Genomic DNA, 21,453 nt, shown 5'->3' with positions numbered 1-21,453 from the left:
TGTACGTAAGTCTTTGAACAATTAAACATAGGAGGTACGGCCATGCAGGACAACGGTTCCCGATTCGACGACAAGATCGCACTCATCACCGGCGGGAGCAGCGGCATGGGATTGGCCACCGCCCGGCGACTGCTGGACGAGGGCGCATCGGTCGTCATCACCGGTCGAGATCGAGCTCGGCTCGACGCGGCCGTCAAGGAGTTGGACGGCGGCGATCGAGTGCTCGCGGTCGCGGGTGACGCGGCGCACCTCGCGGATCTCGACGCACTGGTCGCCGCCATCGAGAATCGCTTCGGCCGCCTGGATGTGGTCTTCGCGAATGCCGGTATCGGTGCGTTCCAAGCCTTCACCGATGTGACCGAGGCCGAATACCACCGGGTGCTGGACATCAACTTCAAGAGCGTCTTCTTCACCATCCAGAAGACGCTGCCGCTGGTGCGCGATCACGGCGCGATCGTGATCAACGCGTCCTTCGCCCTGCATCGCGGCAGTCCGGGCGCGGCGCTCTACTCGGCGACCAAAGCGGCCGTACACAATCTGGCCCGCACCCTCGCCGCGGAGCTCGCCCCGCGCGGCATCCGGGTCAACTCGGTCAGCCCCGGCTACACCTCGACCCCGGCCTTCCATGCCGAGACCTCGCCCGAAATCCGGGCTGCCGCAGCCGCTTCCACCCTCGCGTCCCGAGTCGGCAGCGCCGAGGAGGTCGCCGCGGCCGTGGCATTCCTGACCTCAGGCGAAGCGGGCTATATCAATGCCCAGGACCTACTGGTCGACGGCGGCATGACCACCGCCACTCCCGCACAACAGGTCTGACTCGATCACAAGCCGGGGCGCAGCAGGTAGATGTCCATGATCCAGCCCTTGGCTTCGCGCAGGGCCGCGCGGCGACGGGTGATGCGGGACTCCACGATTCGCAGCGGACCTTCGATAACGGCCTCATCGGGCATACCCAGGTACGCGCCCCACCAGATGTAGACGTCATCGCCGGGGACCTGTGTGAAGGAGCAGTCGCCGTCCAGCATCACCAGCGTGGATTGCCCTGCGGCCAAACCCTCTTCGCGCAGGCGGCGGCCGGTGGTGATGTGCACGGGTTCACCGATTTCGTGCAGCACCATGCGATGCGCGGCGGCGAGCGCCTGCACGCTGGTGATGCCCGGAATCACCTCGTAGTCGAAGCCGACGCGCCCGCGCTCGAGAACGCGCTCGACCACGCGCAGGGTGCTGTCGTACAGCGAGGGATCGCCCCACACCAGGATCGCGCCCACGCCTTCGGTTTCCGCGAACGCCTGCTCCAACAGTGCGGCCCGCGCCTCGTGCCAATCCTCGACCACACCCCGGTACGCGGCATCGGCTCCGGTGGCCGGGACGCTCCGATCGCGTGGCGGATCGAGCACCTCGACCACCCGGTGCGGTTGTTCGGCGTGCTCGGCCAGGATGGTCGCGCGGACGTCGACCAGCTCCTGCTTCTCGGCACCCTTGCCGATCAGGAAGAACACGTCGGTCCGGCGCATGGCCTTGACGGCCTGCACCGTCACCTGGTCCGGATCACCGGCTCCGATTCCGATCACATAGAGCTTTCGCACAGCGCCACAGCATGCCAGGCCGGAAGGGTGCCGCAGCGCGGGGCGGGTGGGTGCGTAAGCTTGCCAGGCGTGGATACCGCCCCTCGAGACCCCCAGAGCCAGGCCCCGCGCGACACTCAGTACGAGGATCTGCTGAGGCTGGTGCTGGAGTCGGGCACCCCGAAGGCGGATCGCACGGGTACCGGTACCCGCAGCATCTTCGGACATCAACTGCGCTATGACCTGTCGCAGGGCTTTCCGCTGATCACCACCAAGAAGGTGCATCTCAAGTCGATCGTCTACGAGTTGCTGTGGTTCCTGCGCGGCGATTCGAATGTGAAGTGGCTGCAGGAGCACGGGGTCACCATCTGGGACGAATGGGCCGACGCCAATGGCGATCTGGGTCCGGTCTACGGCGCGCAGTGGCGGTCCTGGCCGAGTCTGGACGGCACCCATATCGATCAGATCTCGCAGGTGCTGCAGACGCTGCGCACCGATCCGGATTCGCGGCGCATGATCGTGTCGGCCTGGAATGTGGCCGAATTGAATCGGATGGCGCTCGCACCGTGCCATGCCTTCTTCCAGTTCTATGTGGCGGACGGCAAACTCTCCTGCCAGCTGTATCAGCGCAGTGCGGATCTGTTCCTGGGTGTGCCGTTCAATATCGCGAGCTATGCGCTGCTGACACAGATGGTGGCGCAGCAGACCGAGCTACTGCCCGGCGATTTCATCTGGACCGGTGGCGACGTGCATATCTACGACAATCATGTGGCGCAGGTGCGCGAACAGCTGACGCGTGCGCCGTATCCGTTCCCGAAGTTGAATCTGCGCCCCGCGCCGACACTCTTCGATTACGTGTACGAGGATGTGGAAATCCAGGATTACCAGCATCATCCGGCGATCAAGGCCGCGGTGGCGGTGTGAGCGGTCAGGCCCCGGAGGCGGCAGCCCGCGTAACCACGCAGGGCCCCGATCACACCGAATTGGCGACAGCGTGAGAACCATCGGGCTGATCTGGGCCCAGACCCCGGACGGGGTGATCGGTTTGGACAATGCCATTCCCTGGCGCGTGCCCGAGGATATGGCGCATTTCAAAGAGGTCACCTGGGGCCATCCGGTGGTGATGGGCAGGCGCACCTGGGATTCACTGCCCGCGCGCTTCCGTCCGCTGGAGGGCCGTCGCAATATCGTGGTGACCCGGCAGGCGGACTGGTCCGCCGAGGGGGCCGAACGGGCGAGCTCGGTCGAGGAGGCCCTCGAACTGAGCGGCACCGGAACGGTCTGGGTCGCGGGTGGTGGTGAGATCTACCGCGCCGCAATGCCGTTCGCCACCGAGCTGATGGTCACCGAGGTGGACTCCGATGTCGCCGGCGATTGCTATGCCGCACCCATCGGCCCGGAGTGGACCGCCGATGAGGATCCGTGGCGAGAGTCCGCGAAGGGTCTGCGCTTCCGCTTCCGTCGTTATCTGCGTGAACCCCGATAACGCGAAGATTCCACTCCGGTAATTCCTGCGAACGAACGGCCCAATCTGCCGGTCGCCCAGTAAGTAGTCCGGCATACTCACGGATACTCCGGCGAAAGGCAGTCCATGGACAAGAAGTCGCTGACCGCGGTCGCCCGCCAGCAGCTCAAGCTGGCCGCGACCGCATCGAGCGGACGTAGTTCGCTCACCATCTACGGCGGGCACGCGCACAGCCTGCGCCAGACGGTGATCGCCATGACCGCGGGGCAGTCCCTCGCCGAGCACGAGAACTCGGGCGAGGCCACCATGGTCGTGCTCAGTGGTGTGCTGGCTCTCATCAGCGGAACCAATGAATGGAAGGGATCCGCCGGTGACCTGCTGGTGATCCCGAACGCGCGGCACAGTGTGAAGGCCATCGACGATGTGGCCTTCCTGCTCACCGTCGCGAAATAGCGGACACGGGGCTACCGGCCGACCGGTCTGACCAGTGTCCGTTCTAGGCTGGACCGCATGGGTGAGCCGCAGCCGATTCTCGACCCGCTTACGCCCGCCGCGATCTTCCTCGTCGCGACCATCGATGAGGGCGGCGAGGCGGTGGTACGCGATCTACTGGCGGATCTGCCTGGATTACGCCGATCCGTCGGCTTCCGGATACCGGGGGCGGGGCTCGACTGCATCGCGAGCATCGGTTCCGCCGCCTGGGATCGCCTCTTCGCGGGTGCGAAACCTGTTGAACTGCACGAGTTCCCGTCCTACATCGGGGAGCGGCATCAGGCCCCCGCGACCCCGGGCGACCTGCTCTTCCACATCAAGTCACAGAACCAGGACGCCTGCTTCGAATTGGCGATGACGCTGGCCGAACGACTGGCCGGGGCCGCCACCATTGTCGATCAAACCGTCGGTTTCCGGTATTTCGAGCAGCGCGATCTACTCGGCTTCGTCGACGGCACCGAGAATCCCGCGGGCGCGCTCGCGGTCTCGGCGGCATTGGTCGGCGACGAAGACGCCGAATTCGCCGGTGGCAGTTATGTGATCGTGCAGAAGTATCTGCACAACCTGGGTGATTGGAAGGCGCTCTCGATCGAGGAGCAGCAGCGCGTGATCGGGCGCACCAAGCTCGACGACTTCGAGCTCTCCGACGCCGACAAGCCCGCCAATTCCCATGTGGCCGTGAATGACCAGGACGACAACGGCACCATCCTGCGCGCCAATATGCCCTTCGGCAGCGTCAAGGACGGCGAGTTCGGCACCTACTATGTCGCGTACTCGGCCACGCCCGCGGTCACCGAGGTGATGCTCGAGCGCATGTTCCTCGGTACCGACGAAGCGGCCTACGACCGCATCCTGGATTTCTCCACGGCCGTCACCGGCACCTCGTTCTTCGCCCCGCCCCTGGGGTTCTTCGACGCGCTGCCGGACGCACCCGCGCCGGCGGCCGCGCAAGTTCGGGAATCTCCGGCAACCAATGGTGTTGTCTCCCACGATGGTTCCCTCGGAATCGGCACGTTGAAAAGGAGTTAGAGCATGAACAACCTCCACCGGGAACTCGCGCCGATCACCTCCGCCGCCTGGACGGCGATCGAGGAGGAGGCGACCCGAACCTTCAAGCGGCACATCGCCGGTCGGCGCGTGGTCGATGTCTCCGGACCGCACGGCGCGGACTACTCCGCGGTGGGTGTGGGCCGCACCGCGCCCATCACCTCCCCCGGTGACGGGGTGCAGGCGCGCCAGCGCGTGGTGGTGCCGCTGGTGGAGCTGCGGGTGCCGTTCAGCCTGTCCCGCGATGAGCTCGACAATGTGGAGCGCGGGGCCAAGGACACCGATCTGGACGCGGTGAAGGAGGCGGCCAAGAAGGTCGCGTTCGCCGAGGACCGGGCGCTGTTCGAGGGGTATCCGGCCGCGGGGATCGTCGGTATCCGCGCGAGCACCTCATCCGAACCGGTGAAGCTGCCGGGCGATCCGAAGCTGGCTCCCGAGGCCGTCACCCAGGCCCTGAGCAAGCTGCGGCTGGCGGGCGTGGACGGACCGTACTCGGTGCTGCTCTCCGCCGATCTGTACACCGCGGTCAGCGAGACCTCCGATCACGGACATCCGATCCGGACCCATATCGAGCGGCTGATCGACGGCGAGATCATCTGGGCCCCGGCCATCGACGGCGCATTCGTGCTCTCCACCCGCGGTGGGGATTTCGACCTGCAGATCGGCCAGGATCTCTCCATCGGCTATCTCTCGCACGATGCCGAATCCGTCCAGCTGTACTTCCAGGAGTCGCTGACCTTCCTGGTCTACACCGCCGAGGCGGCCGTCGCCCTGGAGGCGTGAGCCGTACGCCGCGAAAGCACCGGCCCCGTACGCACACTGCGCGCGGGGCCGTCTTGCGGGTACGGTGACGCGCAGCACAGAAGCGGGAGGCGATGTTCGATGGTGCGCGCGGGATGACGATGGTGCGGGCCGGTGTGGTGCCGGGGCGGCGGGCCGCCTGGTACGGCGTGGCCGCGGTGTTGGTTACGGCGGCGATCTGCGGTGGCATGGTCGGGGCCTTCGGGGTGAATCGGGTGTTCACCGGATTGCTGCTCGGGATCGCGGCGGGGATCGCCCTGTTGTTTCTGCTGTTCGGGCGCGATGGCGTGGTGTTGACCGAGGATTCGATTGTGCGGCGAACCCCTTGGGGCGCCGAGACTCTCGCCTGGGATCGGGTGGTGGCCGGTCGGTTCGCGCTCGATGAGCAGGCGCGCTGGTCGCTGGCGCTGGATCTCAATGGCGGTCAGGAGCCGCACGGCGAGTTGGTGCTGCTCTCCATCCCGCCGGTGGTCAAGCCCATCGCGAACGCCTACGACATGCGTAAACGTGAGCAGGTCAATGAGATTCGCGGCATGCTGCGCGGTAAGCGGATTCCGGTGACCGTACTCCCGGAGATCGCCGATGCGCTCACCCGGCACTGGCGACTGGCCCCGCCGACGCATGGTGACACCGCTCGGTAGGGTCGAGGCCGTGATTCGCACAGCGGCTCTGGCGCATATCCGGGATCGTCGTCTGCTGCAGACCAGGTCCACCGGCAAAGATGTCTTCTATATGGCCGGCGGCAAGATCGATCCGGGTGAGACCCCGGTTTCGGCGCTGCACCGCGAGATTCGCGAGGAGCTCGGCGTGGACACCGTCGAGGTGGCCGAACTCGGCGTCTTCGAGGCGGAGGCGTACGGCCACGCGCCCGGCACTCGGCTGCATATGACCTGTTTCCTCGGTGAGCTCGCCGATGAGCCCCGAGCCTCCGGTGAGATCGCCGAACTGCGCTGGTTCACGCTCGCCGAGTATCAGGCCATGGAGCATGTGGCCCCGGGTTCACTCCTGGTCTTTCAGCGGCTGCACGCCCTCGGCCTGATCGACGCCTGACCCGCCGTCCGCGGCGTCGACGGCGGTCGGCGCGTCCGCCGCGCGATAGGGAATGCGGGTGGCCGCGGCCAGACCGATCATCAGGAACAGCGCGGCCGCGAGCAGTGTGGTGCGGGTGGCATCGGTGAAGCCGCGGCAGAGCGCGTCCAGCACCGCCGCCGCACCGTTCTGATCGCGGACTCCGGAGATGGCCCCGCCCGCCGATTCCCGGGTGGCGGTGGAGAGCGCGTGGGCCGCGCTGGCGGGCAGAGCCTTCACCTCGTCCAGGCGGCGCGGCAGATCGTGTCCGAGCGCCACCGACAGCAGGGCGCCGACCACCGCGATACCGAAGGCAGAACCGACCTGTCGCACCGTGCTCTGGACCGCCGAGCCCTGGCCCGAATTCGACGGTGGCACATCGGCGAGCACCGTACCGGTCAATTGCGCCGAGGCCATCCCGAGGCCGATGCCGTAGACGACGAGCAGTAAGGCCAGCCACCAGGCCGAGATGTGCGGGGTCACGAACAGCGCCACCAGCGCGATGGCGACGGCCTCCAGGGCCAGGCCGAGCTGCACCACGCGCACCGGTCCGATCCTGCGCACGATGCCCTCGGCGATTCCGGCGGCGAAGAATGCGCCGACCGCCATTGCCGCGAGCACGTAACCCGCACCGAGCGTGGACAATCCGAGCACATTCACCATGAACAACGGCAATACGAACAGCAGGCCGAATTCACCGAGCGAGACCGCGAACGCGGTGATATTGCCCCAGCGGAAACTCGGTATCCGGAAGAGTTTGGGATCCAACAGCGCCGAGCGCCCGATCAGATTCCGATGCGTCTCCCAGCGAATGAACAGCACCAGCGCCAATACGCCCAGCGCCAGGAAGACGGGAATGGGTGAGATCCAAGCGTTTTCGGACCAGTGGAATCCGGGCATCGGGAACTCGCGCAGCGGTTTCCACCAGCCGTAGGTCTGGCCTTCGATGAGCGCGAATACCAGCAGGGCGAAACCGGCCGCGCTGAGCAGGAATCCATCCACATCGAGTCCCGGCGCGGCCTTGCCCATCCGGGTCTCCGGTACGAACAGGAAGAGTCCGATCAGGACCACCGCACCGAGCGGGATATTGACCAGGAAGATCCACGGCCAGGTGTAGTTGGTGGTGAGCCAACCACCGAGCAGCGGTCCGATGGCCGCCACACCGGAGATGACCGAGCCCCAGACGGCGAAGGCGATCACCCGATCCCGCCCCCGGAACAGGGCGTTCATGGTGGCGAGCGTGCCCGGCATCACCCCGGCCGCGCCGATGCCCTGCACGATGCGGCCCCACAGCAGCGGCCAGGCGCTGGTCGCGGAGGCGGCGAGCACACTGCCCGCCAGGAAGACGAGCACGCCGAGCGCGAACATATTGCGCCGCCCGAAGCGATCGCCGAGGCGCCCGCTGGTGATCAGCAGGGCGGCCAGTACGACCGCGTAGATGCTGGTAACCCATTGCGCCTGAGTGAAATTCAGACTCAACTGGTCGATGATGACCGGTAGCGAGACCGAGACGATGGTGCCGTCCAGCACCACCATGGAGAGCCCGAGTGCCAGCACTCCGAGCGTGATCCATTTCTTGCGACCCAGATCCAGCTGCTCTTCTGTCATCCGTCGCTCCTGCCGCGCATGGGACAGCCGTCCGAAATAACCGGTTTATCGCAGTAGCCACACAGGTGCCGTTGGCCGGTCCTCAGTGTATGTGCATCGCCCTGGACAACGACCCAAGGTGACGAGACGGTTACCTGAATGGCGAAAATAGCCAGCTCTTTGCCGCATTTTGATTCGTATGACACCGTGCTCACACGGCGCGGCGAACCACCTGCCAATCGATGCCGAGTATTTGCCATCGCGTTAAGGGGGCTGGCGCGGGGTGCGGGCAGCACCGGCGATCCCGACCGGATCACCGGGACCGAACCGGGACAGCCGATGTCCGAATCGGATACGTTTGAGGGCGTGTCGATGATGAAGGGTTCCAACGTTCCGGTGGCGGCGTCCGCGGTACGGGTCGAGCTGGGGTGGCAGGCGGGTCCAGGCGTTCCGGATGCCGACGCTTCGGCACTCCTGCTGGCCGGAGGGCGGGTGCGCTCGGACAGCGATTTCGTCTTCTACAACCAGCCGGTGCACGGCTCGGGCGCGGTGCGGCACGAGGGTAAGCGGCAGGGGCCGCAGGTCACCGATGTGCTCGCGGTGAATCTGGGGCAGGTGGAGCCGCAGATCGAGACCATTGTCATCGCGGCCTCCGCCGATGGCGGCACCTTCGCCCAATTGCCCGGCCTGCATGTGCGTTTGGTGGATGCCGGTAGCGGCGCCGAGGTGGCGCGCTTCGACAGCACCGACGCCTCCTCCGAGACCGCCTTCGTACTCGGCGAGCTGTACCGCCGCCAGGGCGCGTGGAAGTTCCGCGCCGTCGGCCAAGGATATGCGACCGGACTCGCCGGGCTCGCAAGCGATTTCGGTATCACCGTCGACGATGCCCCGGCCACGCAGACGGCCCGGCCGCCGCAGGGCGCGCCCGCCGCCCCGCCGCCTCCTTCCCCGGCACAGGTCACTCCGCCACCGGCGCAGCCCTTCACCCCGCCGCCCGCCGCCCCGCCGCCGTATGGCGCGCCGCAGCCGAATTACGCCGCGCCGGGCCAGAATCCGCAGCAGTTCGGTGCGCCCGGGCAGTACCCGCCGCCCGGCCAGTACCCGCCGCCGGGTGGATACAGCCCGCAGCCGGGCCAGTACCCGGATCCGGGTGGGCAGTACCCACCCGCCGGGCAACCGCAGGGCGGATACCCGCCGCCCGCTGGTCAGTACCCGCCGGGCGGGCAGTATCAGGATCCGGCGTATTCGCCTGCGCCCGGCGGGTATCCGCCGCCGCAACAGCCGTATCCCGTGCCGCCGAATCCGCATCAGTCCGGCGGGAATCAGATTCCGCCGTACCCGCCGGGTGGGAATCAGCCTCCGCCGCCGTATCAGCAGGGTGCGAATTCTGTTCCGCCGCAGCCGTTCGGGCAGACCCCGCCGCCCGGTGCGGCCGAGCCCAAGGTGAATCTGGGCAAGATCTCGCTGACCAAGGAGGCCCCGGCGGTCTCACTGACCAAGCAGGGTGCGACCGGCGGCATCATGCGGGTCAATCTGAATTGGTCGGTGCCGGGCGCGTCGAGTGGGCTGTTCGGGCGTAAGCGCGGCGGCAATGGCGGTCTGGATCTGGATCTGTGCTGCTTCTGGGAGCTGACCGACGGCTCCAAGGGGTGCATCAGCCCGCTGGACACCATGGGCAATCTGCATCGCGCCCCGTTCATCGAGCTGGATCAGGACGATCGCACCGGCGCGAGCCAGGGTGGTGAGAACCTGTCCATCAATTTGGACAGCACCGCGCAGTTCCGCCGCATTCTGGTCTTCGCCTCGCTGTACGAGGGTGCGGAGGATTTCCGTGGCGTGCACGCCACCGCGACGCTGTACCCGCGCAACTCCCCGCCCATCGAGATGGAGGTCAGCGGCTGTGTCGACGACTCCCGCGAGATGGTGCTCGCCCTCATCGAGAATGTGAACGGCGAGTTGGTGGTTCGCCGCGAGGGCGCCTTCGTGCGCCCGCCGGACGGCCACCGCTTCTGGGGCAAGATGGCCGTGGACCAGGCGTATCGCTGGGACCTGAAGTGGGGCACCTCCAAGGGCAAGTAGGTCCCACCCTCGTCATCCCGGCGCGCTTTTGGCCGGGATCCACACCAGTGCAATGGATCCCGGCCAAAGCATGCCGGGATGACGGGGAAATCAGCCGAGTTCCAGTGCGGCGGCTCGGGTTCGCGTCAGATCGTCCTGATATCCGAGCAGCCGCAGCATGGCGTCGGGGATCAGCTGATCGGCGTACCGCGGCGGCGCGCCCTCGTCGGATCGGATATTGATGACCGATTCGACGAGGCGGAACGGCAGCAGGTCCGCACCGGGCACGGTGGGGTTACCGGCCTCGGATATGACTGCGGCGGCGAGGGTTTCGTAATGCCGCCGCAGCTCGTCACGCCGGGCGCGGAAGGCCGCGAAGCGTTCGCTGCGCAGCTCCGGTAGCAGATAGAGCGCACCCAGATTCCAGCGCGCGGCGCAGAGTTGGCTCACATCGAATCGCGCCAGGGCGTAGAGGCGTACCGCGGCGGGCGCCGCCGTATCCGCCAGCCGTTCGGCGAGTTCCAGTGGTGCGGTGATGGTTTCACCGAGCAGTGCGTCGAGGATGTCGTCCTTGGACGCGAAGTGGTGATACAGCGAGGCCTGTCGAATGCCGACGGCATCGGCGATGGCGCGGGTCGAGGTGCTGCCGTAGCCATTGCCGGTGAACAGTTCCGCGGCGGCGTCGAGGATCTCGGCGCGCGGCGTCTGCCCTGCCCTGCGGCGGGGCTCCAGGCGGGGACGTCCAGGTCCGAGTTGGGTCACGGGCTTCATTCTGTCCTACCGGACCGCGGTGAGGTTTCTGTCACTCGATAGAAATCCCGGCAATGCAGAAGTTACGGCGGGCCACGATTCGGATACATCGGCGTCACCGGGCGAGCGATCGCGATTGGAAAACTTTCAATCGATAGATATTCGCCGCCCGAAGGATTCGCCATGGTTGCCTCCGCCGATTCCATCGTCCAGAAAGACCCGCCGAACAGCACCGATACCGGCGCCGACAGCGCCGACCTGGCGCGCTTCGGCTATCAGCCCGTCCTGCATCGCAAGCTCGGCCGCTACGCCTCGTTCGCGGCGGGCTTCTCCTTCGTCTCCATCCTGACCACGATCTTCCAGTTCTTCGGCCTCGGTTACGCCTTCGGCGGCGCGGCCTTCTTCTGGACCTGGCCGATCGTCTTCGCGGGCCAGTTCCTGGTGGCGTTGAACTTCGCCGAACTCGCCGCGCGCTACCCGCTCTCGGGCTGCATCTACCAGTGGTCACGGCATCTGGCCGGTGCGGTGGTGGGCTGGTTCGCGGGCTGGATGATGATCATCGCGCAGATTGTCACCGCCGCCGCGGCAGCCATCGCATTGCAGGTGGTGCTGCCCTCGATCTGGAGCGGCTTCCAGCTGGTCGGCACCGACACCGCACTGACCTCGCATGACGGTGCGGTGAATGCCGTTGTGCTGGGCAGCATTCTGCTGGTGGTCACCACGCTGATCAATGTGGTCGGCATCGACTGGATGGCGCGGATCAATTCGCTGGGCGTGACCATCGAGATCGTCGGCGTGCTCGCGGTGATCGCGGTCTTCTTCACGCACGCCGATCGCGGGCCGAGCGTGGTCACCCAGACCGATCAGGCCGCACCGGGTTCGTACTGGGCCGCCTTCCTGGTCTCCGGGCTGATGGCCGCGTACGTCATGGTTGGATTCGATTCCGCCGGTGAGCTTTCCGAGGAGACCAAGGATCCGCGCCAGGTCGCACCGCGCACGATTCTGACCGCGCTGACGGTCTCGGGTATCGGCGGCGGCCTGATCCTGCTGGGCGCGCTGATGGCCGCGCCCAGCCTGTCGGACGGCTCGTTGAGCAGTGGCGGACTCGCCTACGTGATCGAGGCCAAGCTGGACAGTCCTGCGGGCAAGGTGGTCCTGGCCTGTGTGGCGTGCGCTGTCACGGTGTGCACCTTGGCAATTCAGACCGCCGGTTCGCGGCTCATGTTCTCGATGGCACGCGACGGTCGCCTCCCCTTCGCCGAGCGCCTGGCCGCCGTGCACCCGCGCTTCGGCACCCCGGTGCTGCCCGCGGTGGTGATCGGCGCACTCGGCATCGGCCTGCTCGTGCTGAACCTCGGCAATGCCGCCATCTTCGCGACCCTGGCCAGCGTCTGCATTGTGACGCTCTACCTGGCGTATCTACTGGTCACGGTGCCGCTGCTGGTGCGTCGTATGAAGGGCTGGCCCGCCGATGACGCCACCACCGAGAACGGTAAGCCACTGTTCGGGCTGGGCCGCTTCGGAATTCCGATCAACGCGCTGGCCGTGGTGTGGGGCATCGCCATGGCGGTGAACCTGGCCTGGCCGCGCGCCGAGGTCTACATCCCGACCGGTGGCAGCTGGTGGATGCAATGGGCCGCACCGCTTTTCGTACTGGTGACGATCGCGGCGGGTGTGCTGGTGTACCGGTTCATCACCCCGTCCCGCGCACTCGCGGCCACCGACCCGATCACCCAACCTGCCTGAACGACAACACCATTCGCCGCTCTCGGCACCGAGGGCGGCGTATGGAAGGAGTATCGATGACGAATACCGCAGACACCTCGAGCGCACGGGCGCACGCCCGGTCGCAGGCAGCCACCGCGAATATGAGCGGACCGGAGCTGCCGGAGGGCATCGATTCGGCGAAAATCACCTTCGCACAGCGGATTCCGTCCAGCGGCTATGCCAATGTGGTGCTCGGACGCGGCACCCGGGTGCGAATCTCGGATCCCATGGGGGCGGCCTGCGCGCATCTGATGCTGTTTCGCGCCGAATCGCCTTGGGAGCGACTCAATGTCGCCGATACCGTGAAGGTGCCGTGGCAGGCGTATCTGGCGGCCGGACATCCGCTGCTGTCCGATCAGGGGCGGGTGCTCGCCACGGTGGTCGCGGATTCCTCCGGTCGGCACGACACCCTGTGCGGCACTTCGGCGCGGGCCCGGGATCAGCTGTGCCTGGCCGGGGTCAAGCAGGGGCTGGAACCGCGCGATATCGCGCAAACCCTCTCGTTCTTCCGCGGGGTGCGGGTGGAGTCGGACGGCGGACTCACCGCCACGGGCAGCGCCGGAGCCGGGACCGCGGTCGAGCTGCTCATCCACCTGCCGGTCACCCTGCTCATCGCCAATGCCGAGCATCCGCTGGACCGCACGCCCACCACGGATCTCGATCTGGTGGCCTGGGCTGCCCCGGAAGAGCTTGTCCGGCAGTTCAATACCGACCCGGAATACCTGCGCGCGGTGGAGAACACCGAATCGGATTGGCAGGCAAGCACTCTGGAGGCAATCGCATGATCATCACATCCGGCACCACCGTGCTCGACGAAACCGTGCCCGCCCGTGCGCCGTGGTCCACGGTGGTGCGCGCCGGTGAGCAACTGGAGATCATCGACCTGCACGGCAATCAGGCGGTGGACTGCCTGCTCTACGCGGCGGACGATCACACCGAGCGCTACAGCGCCCAGGCCACCGTCACCGCACAGCGCAATATCTTCCTGAGCACCGGCAGCGTACTGCTCACCGATGCCGGCACCGCGCTCATGACGGTGGTCGCCGATGAGGTCGGCAATCACGACACCGTCGCCGGGGCCTGCTCACAGGAGTCCAATACGCTGCGCTACGGCCATCACACCCGCCATCAGCACGCCTGTGTGGAGAACTTTCTCGCCGAGGGCATGAAGTGGGGGCTGGGCAAGCGCGATCTGGTCTCGAATATCAACTGGTTCATGAATGTTCCGGTGGAGGCGGACGGCACGCTCGGCATTGTCGACGGGCTCTCCGCCCCGGGTAAGAAGATCACCCTGCGGGCCGAGATCGACACCCTCGTACTGGTCTCCAACTGCCCGCAGATCAACAACCCCTGCAACGGCTTCGATCCGACGCCGGTACGGATGGTGGTGACTCGATGACCCCACTTCTACCCGAAGTCGCCGCGGTGGAGACGGATTCCGCACCGGTGGTGGCACAGCCGGTGGTGGAGCCCGAAACCGACGCGGTGACAGCGGCTTTCCATGTCGTGCGGCCGGGAATGCAGACCACCGTGCAGGATTGGCCCGCGCGAGTCGGGTACTGGCATGTGGGCGTGCCCCCGTCCGGTCCGATGGATGACCTGTCGTTCCGACTGGGCAATCGAGCGCTGGGGAATCCGGAGGGAGCGGCCGGACTCGAATGCACGCTGGGCGGACCGGCGCTGCGATTCGAGGAGCCGACGTGGGTCTGCGTCACCGGCGCGCCGGTGCCGGTCACCGTGAACGGCAAACCCGTTCGGCAGTGGCGCAGCGTGCTGGTCCCCGCCGGTGGGATCTTGGATGTCGGCATGGTGCGCGGTCCGGGGATGCGCTGCTACATCCTGGTCGCGGGCGGTATCGAGGTGCCCGAATATCTGGGCAGCCGTGCGACTTTCACGCTCGGCAAGTTCGGCGGGGGCACCGGTCGCGCCCTGGCCGTCGGTGCTGCGCTCCCACTCGGAACACCGAGCAGGCCGGAGCAGATCAGCGCCGGGGTACCCGGCGATGATCAGCCGGTCTTCGCACGCCGCTGGGAGCTGGCGGTCACCGAGGGCCCGCACGGTGCGCCGGAGTTCTTCACACGCGGCGACTTCGACACGATTATCGGCACCGATTACGAGGTGCATTTCAACTCCGATCGGACCGGCGTGCGGCTCATCGGACCGAAGCCGCAGTGGGCGCGACAGGACGGCGGCGAGGCCGGACTGCATCCGTCGAATATCCACGACACGGCGTATTCCATCGGCGCACTGGACTTCACCGGCGATACCCCGATCCTGCTCGGACCGGACGGCCCGAGCCTGGGCGGCTTCGTCTGCCCGGTCACCGTGGTGGCGGCGGACCGCTGGAAGCTGGGTCAGCTCACCCCGGGTGACAAGGTCCGCTTCGTCCCCGTGCGCGCCGATCGCGCCGCCTCCCTGCGCGAACTGGGCGCGGCCCGCCGGGCCGCCTGGCCGGTGGTGCTCTCCCCCGGCGGCGATGGTGACGACGGCGTGCTGGCGCGGCGGGACGGCAATGAAACGGCCGTCACCTACCGGCGGGCGGGCAATGACGGCATGCTCATCGAATACGGCGATATGACACTGGATTTGGAGTTGCGCGCCCGCGTGCACGCGCTGCACCAGGCCCTGCTGGAGCGCAAGGAACCCGGCGTCACCGAACTCACCCCGGGTGTCCGCTCACTCCAGGTCCGCACCGATCCGGATCGCCTGCCCACCGCCAAACTCCTGGACCTGCTCGGCGAGGTGGAGGCCGAACTCCCCTCCGCCGATGAACTGGTGGTCCCCAGCCGCACGGTCTCGCTTCCCCTGTCCTGGGACGATCCCTCCACCCGTGAGGCCATCACCCGCTATATGCACGGTGTGCGCGCCGATGCCCCGTGGTGCCCGTGGAATATCGAATTCATCCGCCGGATGAACGGGTTGGCCACGGTGGACGACGTTTTCGACACCGTCTTCGCCGCCGAATACCTGGTCCTGGGCCTCGGCGATGTGTACCTGGGCGCACCGGTCGCCACCCCTACCGATCCACGCCATCGGCTGGTCACCACCAAATACAATCCGGCCCGCACCTGGACTCCCGAGAACGCGGTCGGCATCGGCGGTGCGTACCTGTGCATCTACGGCATGGAGGGACCGGGCGGCTACCAGTTCGTCGGGCGCACCACCCAGGTCTGGAACCACCGCTCCACCGGACTCGGTGAAGACCCTTGGCTCCTACGCTATTTCGATCGCATCAGCTGGTATCCGGTGAGCGCCGAGGAGCTCCTGGACCTGCGCGCCGACGTGGCGGCCGGACGTGGTGAACTGCGCGCCCGGGACGGCGAATTCAAACTCGCCGACTATCGCCGGTTCCTCAGCGACAATGCCGATTCCATCGAATCCTTCCGCGCCACCCAGGCCGAAGCCTTCACCGCGGAACGCAATTCCTGGCGGGCGGCGGGTGAGCTCACCGAAACACCTTGAACGGCGCTACTTCTTGGTCCACATGATCGAGTAGCGCCAGTAGAGATGCCGCCGGTAGGCGGCGCCGGGGAGCCTTCGGGACAGCTCACGAATATCGGCGTAGGTGTGCGGCGGCGGCCACACAATGGGTGAGGGGTGCTCCCAGCGCTTCCTGGTGAAGCGGTACCAGTTGTAGCCGATACCCGCGGCGAGCTCGCGCGGGATATCGGCGGGCCAGTTCGGCATCGCCAGCCCGATGAGCGCCAAAGTTCCTCCGGGCCTGAGTAATTCGGCCATACGCGACAGTGCCGCCGCCGGATCCATATGGTGCAGGGTCGCCACCGAGACGATGCCGTCGAAGGATTCCGGCTCGAACGGGTGGGCCAGGAAGTCCGCGCACAGATAGGTGATATCCGCCGGACCCTGGGCCCGCGCCAGTTCGATACTCGGTTCGTGCAGGTCGATACCGGTGACATGCGGAATCCGTTGGCGCAGACGGCGAGAGAGCATGCCCTCGCCGCAGCCGACATCCAACACCGAGTCGGCGGCGGCGACCGCATCGGCCAATATCCCGTGATAGTGGATATTCGTATTCCAGCGGTCGGCGTCCGGAATGTCGGTCATGATTCCGAGCCTAGCCACGGGCACGGGCGGGTGCCTTCAGTCGGAGGTGTGGGTGGCCTCCGGATTGGTGGTGTCGCGAATGACTCGTAGAGCGGCGGTGAGGGTGTCGAGCTGTTCGGGGTCGAAGAGACCGGTGAACCAGCGCTCCACGCCCTCCAGATAAGCGGGCAGTACCCGGGCCACCCGGGTCGCACCCGCGGCGGTGAGCACCGCGTAGGAGCTGCGGCGGTCGCCGGGATCGGCCTCTCGGCGCACGAAGCCATTGCGCTCCAATCGATCCACCAGGCGGGTGACGCCGCTGGTCGAGAGATTGGTCTGCACCGCGAGATCGGTCATGCGCAGTTTGCGCCCCGGTGAACGACTCAGGCGCATAAGGGCATTCAAATCGAGGCCGGAGAGCCCATTTCCCTTCCAGGTCGGTTCGAGCCGGGCGAGCAGACCGTCGTGCGCCTCGTAGAGCAGGCCGACTGCGGTCAGGCGGGGGTCGTCGAAGAGATGCTTGGGATCCACGCTGAGCAGCGTAAACCAGATGACTGCATTGGGGATAGTTGACACGCGGAACAAATCTAGTATGTTGTTGACAACGCAATAATCCGCACAGCAACAACTTGGAGGACGTCATGACCGCACAGCGCTGGGTGGCCGGTTTCCGTGCACCGCTGGTGAATCCGGCCGAGGAGATCCGGCTGGCCGAGCCGCGCGGCTTCGCCGGGGAGACACTGCGCCAGATCGCGCGGGTGGCCGGTGCCGGATCGCAGCTGCGGGTGCGGCTCACCAATCGCTACTCCGAGCGGGACCTCGTTATCGGCGCGGCGCACATCGCGTTCGCCAAGACCGGGTCCGAGATCGTCGGCGAGACCGATACCGTGCTGCGGTTCGCGGGTGCGGAGCAGGCGCGGATTCCGGCCGGGGCCGATCTGATCAGCGATCCGATCGAACTGCCCATTGCCGCGGGCACCGAGCTGGCGCTCAGCCTGTACCTGCCCGAGCCGACCGGATTCGCGGCCTTCGCGCATCTGCCCGCGCAGCCGGGCTGGATCACCTCGGGCGACCACACCGGAGAAGCCGTGTGGTCCACGGCCGAGGAGACCGGTTCCCGCTTCTTCCTCACCGGTATCGATGTGCTGACCGATGCCGATGCGCCGGTGCTGGTCGCCTTCGGCGACTCCTGGTTCGAAGGTGTCGGCTCGACTCCGGGCGGTAATCACCGCTCGGTGGATGTGCTCGGCGAGAAGCTGGCCAAAGGCTGGGCGGTCAATCAGGGTATCGGCGGAAACCGTTTGCTCACAGACGAAGTCGGCGAGCACGGCCTGGCCCGGTTCGAGCGGGATGTACTCTCGGTGCCCGGGGTGACCGGTGTTTGGGCCAACTTCGGGATCAATGATCTGATCGTGGGCGGTACGGCCCCGGCCGCGCAGCTCATTGCCGGGTACATCGAGCTGGCACGCTTGGCGCATACGGCGGGGCTGCCGATCTATGCCAATACCGTCGGACCGTTCGCGGGTGTCATCTACCCGGGTTTGAGTGTGGCGGAAGGGGTTCGGGTACGCCGCGAGGTGAACGAGTGGCTGCGCACCACCGATGTCTTCGACGCCGTCTTCGATATCGCCGCGGCGGTGCAGGATTCCGAGACCGGTGATTTCATTCGCGCCGAATTCGACAGCGGGGACGGGCTGCATCTCAACGACGCTGGTCATCGCGCCATGGCCGGGGCGGTGGATATCAGCGCCCTGACGGCCCATCTCAGCGGGGTTTGACCTCGGCCATCAGCTCCGGACCGTAGGTATCGAGTCGGGTGGTGGCGAGCCGGATTCCGAGGGTCGCGGCCAACCCGCCGACCAGCAGACCGACCGGTAGTGCCGCCCACTGCACGAACGGATTGCGCAGGACCGCACCGACTATCAGAATCGCCAGTACCGGGACCGATATCAGCAACTGTCCGAGGCCGACGGTCAGCTGCATGAGCAGTTTCGCGCAGCCCGGGTTTCCCGAGCCCGCGAATGGGTTACCGCGTTGCGGCGGAAGGGAATACGCCGCATGCGTGGACAGGAAGACCACCGCCGCGACACCGACGCCGAGCAATACCGGCAGGGTGCACAGCACCCACGGATAGGCCCCCGACCGTCCCAGCGCACCGGGCAGGATGAGCGCGGCCAGCAGGGCCACCGGAGCGACCAGTATCAGCCAGGCGATGGCACGGCCGCGCACATCCGCGCGGGCGGCTCCCGGGGTGACGATGGTCTGCCATACCGAGGTGCCGTCGAAGCCGTACAGATTCGTGGAGCCCATGGCGGCCATCCACACCACGAAGGCACCCGAATACGCGATGGTTCCGGTGCCATTGTTCTGGAAGGACAGGAAGGCGGGCAGCGCGAACCCGACCAGCAGCAGCGGGAGCAGGGCGGCGCGGCGGCGGCCGTCCCGCCACCAGGTGCGCAGCTCCTTGGCGACCACCGCGCCGACCGGGGTGGCGGGCAGGTAGCGATCCAGGAGTCCGGCTCCGCTGTCGAGGATCTGCCCGGCCGGGGCGGGTGGGAGGGTGAGGCGGCGGTGCAGCAGTACCGCCCACAGCTGCCACAGTGCGAGCGAGAGGGCGGCGAGACCGAGCAGCGGGAGCAGTGCCCATAGCGCATCTCCACGCACCGCCGATTCGACCGCGTAGGGGGCCCAGCCCGACGGCACCGCGCGCAGTGTGGTGGCAAGCGCGCCGCCCGAATTCTCCAGGGAAGGACCGAGATTCGTGATCAGCAGATTGAGCGGATAGTAGGCCAGGCCGAGCAGCGCCGCGAGCAGCACACCCAGATCCCGTCCGCGCCGCGATCGCATGGCCGCACCCAGCCAGGCCACCATCACCCGGGACAGCAGCACCACGAAGATCAGTTGCAGCACCACGCCGATGAGCGCGATCACCACGGGCACAACGCCTTTCGGTGCGGCGAGAATCACCAGGCCGGCGAAGGCGAGCAGGTTGATCACGGCCGCAGGACCGGCGAACGCGGCAGCGCCCAGTCCGTACGCCAATTGCCGATCCGTCAACGGCAGCAACCGGAACTGCTCCGGTTGCAGGGTCTCGTCACTGCTCCCGGTGAGCACCGGACCACAGATCCACCCGAGCGTCCATCCCGCGAAAAGCGCTGCGGCGATGGTGATTCCACCGTGCACGGTCTCATGCCCGAATCCGATGAGGATGGCGGTGATCAGGGCGGCCACGAGCCCGAACGCGCTGCCGACCCAGAAGTTCAGCGCCGCCCGCCCCTCCCGCATGGCTCTGGCGGTGAGCCGCAATCGCATTCGAATCAGGACGCCAACCACGACAGCCCCTCCTCCCCACCCACATGCCCGCCGACGAGCCGCACGAACGCCTCCTCCAGCGTTCCCTCTCCCCGCACCTCGGCCACGGTCCCGCCCGCGACCACCTTGCCCCGATTGATCACCACGACCCGATCGCAGAGGTTCTCCACCAGTGCCATCACATGACTGGACAGCACCACGGACCCACCCGCCGCCACGAACCGCTGCAGAATGGTCCGAATTGTCCCCGCCGACACCGGATCCACGGCCTCGAACGGCTCATCCAGTACCAGCAGTTTCGGTGCGTGCAAAAGGGCGGTGGCCAGCCCGATCTTCTTGCGCATACCCGCCGAGTAATCGACCACCACGGTGTTCTCCGCGCCGGTCAACTCCAGCACCGCGAGCAGCTCCTGCGCCCGCTCCCCCACCGTCTTCTTATCCATCCCGCGCAGCAATCCGGTGTAGGTCAACAACTCCCGCCCGGTCAGCCGCTCCGGCAAAGCCAACCCATCCGGCAACACCCCCACCACCGTCTTGGCCCGCACCGGATCCGCCCACACATCACCCCCGAATATCCGAGCCACCCCATGATCCGGCCGCAACAACCCCACGGCCATGGACAGCGTCGTCGTCTTCCCGGCCCCATTGGGCCCGACCAACCCGAAGAACGATCCGGGCGGCACCGCGAGACTCACCCCCTCGACCACCCAGGGGCCCCCGAACCCCTTGAAAAGCCCCTCCAACTCGAGCGCCCACTCTCCGCCAACCGCGGTCATAACCCCTCCTAGCCCGCCGAAGCCAAGTTCACGCTTGACGATACGGACCGCACGGCCCTCCGGTTCGATTCCGAAGGGCTCAGGGCTACGGCAGGAGGGTCGCGAGGTCGAGGGTGAGATCGAAGGGGGTTTTGAGAGTGGCCTCCGCGCCGCCCGCCACCCGGCGGTCGAGCTCGTACTCGCCCGCGGCACCCAGGGCGAAGGCGAACAGGACGGGCAAGGTCTCGCCGGGCAACTGACCTTTGAATCGACTGGTCTCGAGGCGCCAATAGGTCGGTATGCCGGCGGCGGCGTACAGGAGTGGCTTGACCACGCGGTCGGCCACGGTGGTAGATCGGGACACCACCTCGACAGCGAGCACGATCTGATCGGCCGGGATGCCACGGTCGTCCCAGGGGATCGGGCCGGTCGCAATCAAGAGATCTGGAATCGGCTCGTCCTCACCGACGAGTATGCCGACACCTTGAATCGTGACATGCTCCACCGGGAGTGCTTGGTCAAGCATGTCGGCCAGGCGTGAGACCAACCACTGATGACTTGGTGTTGGGACGGCATTCACCACCAATTGACCGTTCAAGACCTCGTATCGGAGTCCGTTCTCCGGAAGGTGATCGAGATCGGCGGCTGTCCAGCGATCAGAGCCCGGAACATACATCCGATACGAATAACCCGGTACTGCGCGCGACTTGCCGGTGACGCACCTTTTCTGTGGGCGTCACCGGCG

At 66.8% G+C, this 21,453-nt stretch carries 22 protein-coding genes; 14 read left to right on the top strand and 8 right to left on the bottom strand.

Annotated features, from left to right (window positions below; genetic code table 11):
* Positions 1 to 42 precede the first annotated feature (42 nt).
* Positions 43 to 813, top strand: coding sequence for an SDR family NAD(P)-dependent oxidoreductase (locus tag OHB26_RS15335; protein ID WP_330184834.1), 771 nt, complete (start codon positions 43 to 45; stop codon positions 811 to 813).
* 5 nt (positions 814 to 818) lie between these two features.
* On the opposite strand, the gene cobF is transcribed toward OHB26_RS15335, so the two are convergent.
* The gene (gene cobF, locus OHB26_RS15330; protein WP_330184833.1) at positions 819 to 1,583 is read right to left on the bottom strand and encodes a precorrin-6A synthase (deacetylating); all 765 of its coding nucleotides are present in this window, start codon (positions 1,581 to 1,583) and stop codon (positions 819 to 821) included.
* Between the two features lie 69 nt (positions 1,584 to 1,652).
* Here cobF and OHB26_RS15325 point away from each other — a divergent pair, with 69 nt between their 5' ends.
* The 7 genes from OHB26_RS15325 (at position 1,653) to OHB26_RS15295 (ending at position 6,417) form a co-directional block, all read left to right on the top strand.
* Positions 1,653 to 2,486: a thymidylate synthase gene (locus OHB26_RS15325; RefSeq protein ID WP_330184832.1), complete on the top strand. Its 834-nt coding sequence runs from the start codon at positions 1,653 to 1,655 to the stop codon at positions 2,484 to 2,486.
* A gap of 70 nt (positions 2,487 to 2,556) precedes the next feature.
* On the top strand, positions 2,557 to 3,048 hold the full coding sequence (locus OHB26_RS15320; protein ID WP_330184831.1) for a dihydrofolate reductase: 492 nt from the start codon (positions 2,557 to 2,559) through the stop codon (positions 3,046 to 3,048).
* Positions 3,049 to 3,153: 105 nt separating this feature from the next.
* Complete coding sequence (locus OHB26_RS15315) at positions 3,154 to 3,480, top strand: cupin domain-containing protein (protein WP_330184830.1); 327 nt, start codon at positions 3,154 to 3,156, stop codon at positions 3,478 to 3,480.
* Between the two features lie 57 nt (positions 3,481 to 3,537).
* Positions 3,538 to 4,548: a Dyp-type peroxidase gene (locus tag OHB26_RS15310; protein WP_330184829.1), complete on the top strand. Its 1,011-nt coding sequence runs from the start codon at positions 3,538 to 3,540 to the stop codon at positions 4,546 to 4,548.
* A gap of 3 nt (positions 4,549 to 4,551) precedes the next feature.
* Positions 4,552 to 5,349: a family 1 encapsulin nanocompartment shell protein gene (locus OHB26_RS15305; RefSeq protein ID WP_330184828.1), complete on the top strand. Its 798-nt coding sequence runs from the start codon at positions 4,552 to 4,554 to the stop codon at positions 5,347 to 5,349.
* A 113-nt stretch (positions 5,350 to 5,462) separates the two neighbouring features.
* Positions 5,463 to 6,008, top strand: a complete 546-nt coding sequence (locus OHB26_RS15300) for a hypothetical protein (RefSeq protein WP_330184827.1) — start codon at positions 5,463 to 5,465, stop codon at positions 6,006 to 6,008.
* A complete protein-coding gene (locus tag OHB26_RS15295; protein WP_330184826.1) occupies positions 5,989 to 6,417 on the top strand; it encodes an NUDIX hydrolase in 429 nt (142 codons plus the stop codon). The genes OHB26_RS15300 and OHB26_RS15295 overlap by 20 nt, the downstream gene beginning before the upstream one ends.
* Here the strand turns inward: OHB26_RS15295 and OHB26_RS15290 are convergent.
* Positions 6,367 to 8,043, bottom strand: a complete 1,677-nt coding sequence (locus OHB26_RS15290; RefSeq protein ID WP_330184825.1) for an MFS transporter — start codon at positions 8,041 to 8,043, stop codon at positions 6,367 to 6,369. The two genes, OHB26_RS15295 and OHB26_RS15290, sit on opposite strands and share 51 nt — an antisense overlap.
* 351 nt (positions 8,044 to 8,394) lie before the next feature.
* On the opposite strand from OHB26_RS15290, the gene OHB26_RS15285 reads away from it, so the two are divergent.
* Positions 8,395 to 10,101: a TerD family protein gene (locus OHB26_RS15285; RefSeq protein ID WP_330185652.1), complete on the top strand. Its 1,707-nt coding sequence runs from the start codon at positions 8,395 to 8,397 to the stop codon at positions 10,099 to 10,101.
* Between the two features lie 90 nt (positions 10,102 to 10,191).
* Here OHB26_RS15285 and OHB26_RS15280 read toward each other — a convergent pair whose 3' ends face one another.
* A complete protein-coding gene (locus OHB26_RS15280) occupies positions 10,192 to 10,851 on the bottom strand; it encodes a TetR/AcrR family transcriptional regulator (protein WP_442942949.1) in 660 nt (219 codons plus the stop codon).
* A 162-nt stretch (positions 10,852 to 11,013) separates the two neighbouring features.
* Between OHB26_RS15280 and OHB26_RS15275 the strand changes: the two genes are divergently transcribed.
* From OHB26_RS15275 to OHB26_RS15260, 4 genes are all read left to right on the top strand, one after another.
* Positions 11,014 to 12,576, top strand: coding sequence for an amino acid permease (locus tag OHB26_RS15275; RefSeq protein WP_330184823.1), 1,563 nt, complete (start codon positions 11,014 to 11,016; stop codon positions 12,574 to 12,576).
* Between the two features lie 56 nt (positions 12,577 to 12,632).
* Complete coding sequence (locus OHB26_RS15270; RefSeq protein WP_330184822.1) at positions 12,633 to 13,382, top strand: DUF1989 domain-containing protein; 750 nt, start codon at positions 12,633 to 12,635, stop codon at positions 13,380 to 13,382.
* Entirely contained in the window at positions 13,379 to 13,996 is a 618-nt protein-coding gene (locus tag OHB26_RS15265) for an urea amidolyase associated protein UAAP2 (protein ID WP_330184821.1), read from the top strand. Before OHB26_RS15270 ends, OHB26_RS15265 begins: the two co-directional genes overlap by 4 nt.
* An 86-nt stretch (positions 13,997 to 14,082) precedes the next feature.
* The gene (locus tag OHB26_RS15260) at positions 14,083 to 16,059 is read left to right on the top strand and encodes a 5-oxoprolinase/urea amidolyase family protein (RefSeq protein ID WP_330185651.1); all 1,977 of its coding nucleotides are present in this window, start codon (positions 14,083 to 14,085) and stop codon (positions 16,057 to 16,059) included.
* A 6-nt stretch (positions 16,060 to 16,065) separates the two neighbouring features.
* On the opposite strand, the gene OHB26_RS15255 is transcribed toward OHB26_RS15260, so the two are convergent.
* Positions 16,066 to 16,662 carry a class I SAM-dependent methyltransferase gene (locus tag OHB26_RS15255; RefSeq protein ID WP_330184820.1) on the bottom strand — a complete coding sequence of 199 codons (597 nt, stop codon included), beginning with the start codon at positions 16,660 to 16,662 and terminating at the stop codon, positions 16,066 to 16,068.
* Positions 16,663 to 16,698: 36 nt separating this feature from the next.
* Positions 16,699 to 17,172, bottom strand: coding sequence for a MarR family winged helix-turn-helix transcriptional regulator (locus OHB26_RS15250; protein WP_330184819.1), 474 nt, complete (start codon positions 17,170 to 17,172; stop codon positions 16,699 to 16,701).
* A 110-nt stretch (positions 17,173 to 17,282) separates the two neighbouring features.
* Here OHB26_RS15250 and OHB26_RS15245 point away from each other — a divergent pair, with 110 nt between their 5' ends.
* Positions 17,283 to 18,419 (top strand): GDSL-type esterase/lipase family protein, encoded by a 1,137-nt coding sequence (locus OHB26_RS15245; RefSeq protein ID WP_330184818.1) that lies wholly within the window; start codon positions 17,283 to 17,285, stop codon positions 18,417 to 18,419.
* Here the strand turns inward: OHB26_RS15245 and OHB26_RS15240 are convergent.
* The 3 genes from OHB26_RS15240 to OHB26_RS15230 all read right to left on the bottom strand — a co-directional run bounded on the left by OHB26_RS15240 (position 18,406) and on the right by OHB26_RS15230 (position 21,384).
* Entirely contained in the window at positions 18,406 to 19,974 is a 1,569-nt protein-coding gene (locus OHB26_RS15240) for a hypothetical protein (protein ID WP_330184817.1), read from the bottom strand. The two genes, OHB26_RS15245 and OHB26_RS15240, sit on opposite strands and share 14 nt — an antisense overlap.
* Positions 19,959 to 20,729, bottom strand: a complete 771-nt coding sequence (locus OHB26_RS15235; protein ID WP_330184816.1) for an ABC transporter ATP-binding protein — start codon at positions 20,727 to 20,729, stop codon at positions 19,959 to 19,961. The genes OHB26_RS15240 and OHB26_RS15235 overlap by 16 nt, the downstream gene beginning before the upstream one ends.
* An 85-nt stretch (positions 20,730 to 20,814) precedes the next feature.
* A complete protein-coding gene (locus tag OHB26_RS15230; protein ID WP_330184815.1) occupies positions 20,815 to 21,384 on the bottom strand; it encodes a Uma2 family endonuclease in 570 nt (189 codons plus the stop codon).
* Between the last annotated feature and the right edge of the window lie 69 nt (positions 21,385 to 21,453).

This window comes from Nocardia sp. NBC_01503 (genome assembly GCF_036327755.1).
Taxonomy (GTDB): domain Bacteria; phylum Actinomycetota; class Actinomycetes; order Mycobacteriales; family Mycobacteriaceae; genus Nocardia.
This window is presented reverse-complemented; position numbering and strand designations above follow the sequence as displayed.

Excerpts from the sequence above, each read along its gene's own strand:
- OHB26_RS15310 (WP_330184829.1), top strand. The coding sequence starts at position 3,538 with ATGGGTGAGCCGCAGCCGATTCTCGACCCGCTTACGCCCGCCGCGATC.
- OHB26_RS15235 (WP_330184816.1), bottom strand. The coding sequence starts at position 20,729 with ATGACCGCGGTTGGCGGAGAGTGGGCGCTCGAGTTGGAGGGGCTTTTC.
- OHB26_RS15300 (WP_330184827.1), top strand. The coding sequence starts at position 5,463 with ATGACGATGGTGCGGGCCGGTGTGGTGCCGGGGCGGCGGGCCGCCTGG.
- OHB26_RS15255 (WP_330184820.1), bottom strand. The coding sequence starts at position 16,662 with ATGACCGACATTCCGGACGCCGACCGCTGGAATACGAATATCCACTAT.
- OHB26_RS15285 (WP_330185652.1), top strand. The coding sequence starts at position 8,395 with ATGATGAAGGGTTCCAACGTTCCGGTGGCGGCGTCCGCGGTACGGGTC.
- OHB26_RS15230 (WP_330184815.1), bottom strand. The coding sequence starts at position 21,384 with ATGTATGTTCCGGGCTCTGATCGCTGGACAGCCGCCGATCTCGATCAC.
- OHB26_RS15315 (WP_330184830.1), top strand. The coding sequence starts at position 3,154 with ATGGACAAGAAGTCGCTGACCGCGGTCGCCCGCCAGCAGCTCAAGCTG.
- OHB26_RS15295 (WP_330184826.1), top strand. The coding sequence starts at position 5,989 with ATGGTGACACCGCTCGGTAGGGTCGAGGCCGTGATTCGCACAGCGGCT.
- OHB26_RS15245 (WP_330184818.1), top strand. The coding sequence starts at position 17,283 with ATGACCGCACAGCGCTGGGTGGCCGGTTTCCGTGCACCGCTGGTGAAT.
- OHB26_RS15290 (WP_330184825.1), bottom strand. The coding sequence starts at position 8,043 with ATGACAGAAGAGCAGCTGGATCTGGGTCGCAAGAAATGGATCACGCTC.
- OHB26_RS15270 (WP_330184822.1), top strand. The coding sequence starts at position 12,633 with ATGACGAATACCGCAGACACCTCGAGCGCACGGGCGCACGCCCGGTCG.
- OHB26_RS15280 (WP_442942949.1), bottom strand. The coding sequence starts at position 10,851 with ATGAAGCCCGTGACCCAACTCGGACCTGGACGTCCCCGCCTGGAGCCC.
- OHB26_RS15335 (WP_330184834.1), top strand. The coding sequence starts at position 43 with ATGCAGGACAACGGTTCCCGATTCGACGACAAGATCGCACTCATCACC.
- OHB26_RS15275 (WP_330184823.1), top strand. The coding sequence starts at position 11,014 with ATGGTTGCCTCCGCCGATTCCATCGTCCAGAAAGACCCGCCGAACAGC.
- OHB26_RS15265 (WP_330184821.1), top strand. The coding sequence starts at position 13,379 with ATGATCATCACATCCGGCACCACCGTGCTCGACGAAACCGTGCCCGCC.
- OHB26_RS15305 (WP_330184828.1), top strand. The coding sequence starts at position 4,552 with ATGAACAACCTCCACCGGGAACTCGCGCCGATCACCTCCGCCGCCTGG.